This is a genomic window from Methylobacterium sp. Leaf361 (assembly GCF_001424445.1).
Lineage (GTDB): Bacteria > Pseudomonadota > Alphaproteobacteria > Rhizobiales > Beijerinckiaceae > Methylobacterium.
On record NZ_LMPY01000077.1, the window covers coordinates 1 to 3,556 of the forward strand.

Sequence of the window (3,556 nt, forward strand, 5' to 3'; positions counted from 1 at the left end):
ACGGCCCTGGGCGGCTTGACGCCCCGAGCCTTCGCCAACCAAGCTGTCACAGCCCGAGAAATTGCATAGGTCGTGGACCACAAACCGGGTCAACTCCACTGGCCCGAAAGCCATACCTCAGGGCGGACCACTTCACTGGGGGCGGATCATCCGGCATCATGCCCATGAGGGCGACGTACTCGCCGAGAAGCGCCACCGCCTCGACCGGCACGGCCACGAGCCGGGGGCCGAACCCGGTCCACGCCACCGGCTGGAGGCCGAGCCAGGTCAGGCCGAGGCTCCCGTCGAGCCGGATAACGACCTCCGCGGTCCCGTCGTCGCGACGGACGAGCTCCGCGATACGGCCGAGCACGGGCTGAGACTCCTCCGGCTGGAGCAGGAAGCGGCCGGGGAGATCGCCGACGCGCACGGGCTGGGGAAACCGGTCGGCCGCGCGACCGGCCATCTCGGGGGCGGTCATGCCGGGGGTCGGCATGTGGTCGGGCGCCGGCGAGGGGCCGGCGGTCTGCGCCCACCCCGGGGCGACAAGGGCCAGCGTGAGGAACGCGCCGCAGGCGCGAAGGACCGCGGGGGCGCTCATATGCCGGCGAACCAGTTGAACCCGCGGCTCTCCCAGTAGCCGCCCGGATACGTGTTGGTGACCTCGATGGCCGTGATCCATTTCGGGTTCTTGAAGCCGAGCTTGACCGCGGTGCGTAGGCGCAGCGGGTACCCGTAGGGGTCGGGCAGGTCCTGGCCGGCGTAGCGGGTGGCGAGCAGCGTCTGCGGGTGCAGCGCGCTGGCCATGTCGATGCTGCTCGGGTAGTCGTCCGCCGTCTTGAAGGCGACGTACTTGGCGGTGAGGTCGGCGCCGACGCGCTCCAAGAAGGCGCGGAGCGGCACGCCCGACCACTGCCCGATATAATCCCAGCCCTCCACGCAGACGTGGCGGATGATGATTTCGCGCTCGGGCAGTTCCGTGATCTGCCGGCGCGTCCAGGGCCGTTTGTCGGAGATCAGCCCGGCGAGCTCGAGCCGCCACGCTTCGCCGTCGACCGGCTTCACGTCCTCGACATCGTAATAGGCGTTGAAGCGCGGGGGCTTCAGTACCTCCGATGCAGGGTACTCGGGCGCGAGCTTGCGGGGATCGAACAGCGCGGCCTGGACGCCGTCGTTGAAGTCCGAGACCGCGCGCAGCGCCCGACCGACCGCGGTCGTATCAGTCACGTCGCAGCCGGTGAGCAGGGTGAGCGCGCCCAGCGTCAGGCCGCCGCGCAGCAGACCGCGCCGCTCGATCTGCCGGACCAGGGGCCTGTGGTCGTCGAGGATGCCGGGATCCGGCACCTTGAGGGGGCGGAAGGGCGACCTCATCGCGTCGCCTCCCGCACCACGGCCGGGAGGGCCGGACGGCGGACCGGGCCGCCGGTCAGCATCGCCCACAGCGTGCGCGGCACGAGCAGGGCGAGCACGACGTGGACGGCGAGAAAGCCGACCAGAACCGCCATGCCAGCAAAGTGTACGAGGCGTGCGCCCTGGAAGCCGCCGAGCAGCGCGACGAGATCGGAGAACTGGACCGGTTTCCAGATGGCCAGCCCGCTGACGACCTGGCTGATGCCGGCTAGGATGGCGACGATGTAGAGGATCTTCTGGACGGCGTTGTAGGTCGTCAGGTCCTCGTGGGCGAGCTTGAGCCGCAGCGTGTCGCGGACCGTCTGCACGATGTCGCGCGGCCGGATCGGCAGGAGGCGCTCGCGCAGGCGCCCGGTCGCGACGCCGTAGACGAGATAGGCGCCGCCGTTGGCAACCAGCAGCCACATGGCGGCGAAATGCCAGAGCAGGCTCTCGGCCGCCCAGGACCCGAGCCGGAGCGCCTTGGGGAAGTATACGCCGTGGATGATGACGGAATCGTCGTAGATGCCCCAGCCGGAGCCGATCAGCACCACCATAGCCACGGCGTTCGTCCAGTGCATGACCCGCACAGGCAACGGGTGCAATCGATGGCCGAATGCGCTCGCCTTCCTAATCATTATTTTGAAATCTCTTCAAAGTTGCGGATCTGATTCACGTGACCGAATGCTGCACTGTTAAGTAAACTCATATCAATTTGACACGATAGATTTCTAATCGCGTCTAATTGATGCCGGCACAGACTAAACCTGTTAAAGTTCGAGCAAACCGCGCCTTTAGAGGGTCTATGTCAAGCAATATTCTATCGAATTTGTTCTCTACCTTGTCGGTGCAGGTTCAGGCATTTGCATACTGCGAAATCCAGTCTGGATGGCAGTTGGCGAAGAACGGCATGTCGGACGCGATCCTGGTCCACTACGTTCTCGCGGGCTCCGGAACGATTGCGATCGACGGTCAAGGACCCGTGCACTTCGGGCCGAACCACATCGTCATTCCACCACGTGGCGTGCGGCACTCCATCGGCTTCGACGGAGCCACGCGGTCGGTATCGGCCGAGGATGCACGCAGGGTCCTTCCGGATGGTCTCATCGCGCTGACCGCCGGGGATGGCACACGAGACATTCTCCTGGCCTGCGGCTCCATCTCGGCGCGGTATGCCGGTGCCCTCGGCCTCTTCGATCGCCTGCCCGACGCCTTGGTCGAAGACCTCTCGGAGAGTGACCGTCTGCGCCACGCGTTCGCGTTCATGGTCGAGGAGCTCGTCCAGCCAAGCCTCGGCACGCAGGAGGTGACGAGCGCACTCATGAAGCAGTGTTTGGCGATCCTGCTCAGGATCCACCTGAAGGAAAGAGGTGTGCGCTCGCCGATCTTCGAAGCGTTGCGCGATCCGAGGTTGGTACCGGCGATCGCGGCCGTCCTCGATGCGCCCGGGGGCCAGCATACGGTCGATAGCCTGGCTGCACTCTGTGGAATGAGCCGTGCCGGTTTTGCCGAACGCTTCTCCGCCACCTTCGGCGAGGGGCCGATCGAATATCTTCAGAGGGCTCGCCTTCAACTTGCGGCCAAGCTGCTGACGTCCTCGCCCATGCCCGTGAAAGTCATCTCCGACAGCGTTGGTTACGCCAGTCGCAGTTACTTCTCGCACGCATTCAAGGCTGCCTACGGATACGATCCGAGCGCCTACCGCGCACGAGCTACGGACTTTGCCAAATCGATGGGGCAAGAGCCCGACCCTGCGGTCGACGGCATATCGTTCGAGTCCGGCAGATCTTGAGCGCGTAGACTGATGGATTCCTTCCGGGTCGGGCACGAGAACCAAAATTGTTGTCGCCATTCACGTCGGGCAGTCTCGTCAGGAATTTGCGGGTTTGGAAGCCGTCTCGCGTGCGGTATCGTCTAATTCCGGTGCTGCGGCGCTATCCTGCTGGTTCGACAGAGCACAAGATCCGATAAACGAATTGCTCGGATGCTCGACGCACTCCATTCCTCCGTGTTTCATTCGAAACATGGATCGCGTTCATTTGATGTGGTGAATTTCAGCGATCCGTGCTCTTCGATGTTTGCGGAGCGACCGTAATTACCCACGCCCTTGCGCGGGACGGATTTCGCTGATTCTCTCGTGCGATGGGCCGCAGCGACCTTGAACGGCTGAGCCGCGAAGAGCTGATCG

4 protein-coding genes are annotated in these 3,556 nt (G+C 64.6%); 1 reads left to right on the forward strand and 3 read right to left on the reverse strand.

Annotated features, from left to right (window positions below; all coding sequences use genetic code 11):
* Window positions 1–46 precede the first annotated feature (46 nt).
* Genes ASG32_RS29655 through ASG32_RS29665 form a run of 3 tightly spaced genes read right to left on the reverse strand, consistent with a single transcriptional unit; the run spans window position 47 to window position 2,006 of the window.
* A complete protein-coding gene (locus ASG32_RS29655; RefSeq protein ID WP_244492300.1) occupies window positions 47–580 on the reverse strand; it encodes a hypothetical protein in 534 nt (177 codons plus the stop codon).
* On the reverse strand, window positions 577–1,350 hold the full coding sequence (locus ASG32_RS29660; protein WP_056533462.1) for a molybdopterin-dependent oxidoreductase: 774 nt from the start codon (window positions 1,348–1,350) through the stop codon (window positions 577–579). The genes ASG32_RS29655 and ASG32_RS29660 overlap by 4 nt, the downstream gene beginning before the upstream one ends.
* Window positions 1,347–2,006: a cytochrome b/b6 domain-containing protein gene (locus ASG32_RS29665; RefSeq protein WP_056533464.1), complete on the reverse strand. Its 660-nt coding sequence runs from the start codon at window positions 2,004–2,006 to the stop codon at window positions 1,347–1,349. Before ASG32_RS29665 ends, ASG32_RS29660 begins: the two co-directional genes overlap by 4 nt.
* A gap of 167 nt (window positions 2,007–2,173) precedes the next feature.
* On the opposite strand from ASG32_RS29665, the gene ASG32_RS29670 reads away from it, so the two are divergent.
* A complete protein-coding gene (locus ASG32_RS29670) occupies window positions 2,174–3,160 on the forward strand; it encodes an AraC family transcriptional regulator (protein WP_056533466.1) in 987 nt (328 codons plus the stop codon).
* Window positions 3,161–3,556 lie beyond the last annotated feature (396 nt).

What these genes read in the sequence shown, in the direction of transcription:
- ASG32_RS29670 (WP_056533466.1), top strand. Translation starts at nt 2,174, where the DNA reads ATGTCAAGCAATATTCTATCGAATTTGTTCTCTACCTTGTCGGTGCAG.
- ASG32_RS29655 (WP_244492300.1), bottom strand. Translation starts at nt 580, where the DNA reads ATGAGCGCCCCCGCGGTCCTTCGCGCCTGCGGCGCGTTCCTCACGCTG.
- ASG32_RS29660 (WP_056533462.1), bottom strand. Translation starts at nt 1,350, where the DNA reads ATGAGGTCGCCCTTCCGCCCCCTCAAGGTGCCGGATCCCGGCATCCTC.
- ASG32_RS29665 (WP_056533464.1), bottom strand. Translation starts at nt 2,006, where the DNA reads ATGATTAGGAAGGCGAGCGCATTCGGCCATCGATTGCACCCGTTGCCT.